The organism is Streptomyces sp. NRRL WC-3618 (assembly GCF_001280005.1).
GTDB lineage: Bacteria > Actinomycetota > Actinomycetes > Streptomycetales > Streptomycetaceae > Streptomyces.
The window spans coordinates 1-216 of record NZ_LGDW01000432.1 but is presented as its reverse complement, the minus strand read 5'-3'; the positions used below and the strand labels follow the sequence as shown (position 1 = coordinate 216).

At 73.1% G+C, this 216-nt stretch carries 1 pseudogene; it reads left to right on the top strand.

Features of this window, described 5'->3' with window-relative positions:
• Nucleotides 1-216, top strand: a pseudogene (locus tag ADL01_RS46700) (hypothetical protein); the annotation flags it as partial.

The following is a 216-nucleotide window of genomic DNA, read 5'->3' as shown; positions in this document are numbered from 1 at the left end:
CAGGCGGGCGGCCGGAAATTCCAGACCGCCCACCATCGCGCCCTGAAGGGGCGCGGGGAACTGCGCGACGAGCCCCCACCGGCGGTCAGCAAGACAACCACGCACCCCGCGAAGCGCCAGGCGGGCGGCCGGAAATTCCAGACCGCCCACCATCGCGCCCTGAAGGGGCGCGGGGAACTGCGCGACGAGCCCCCACCGGCGGTCAGCAAGACAACC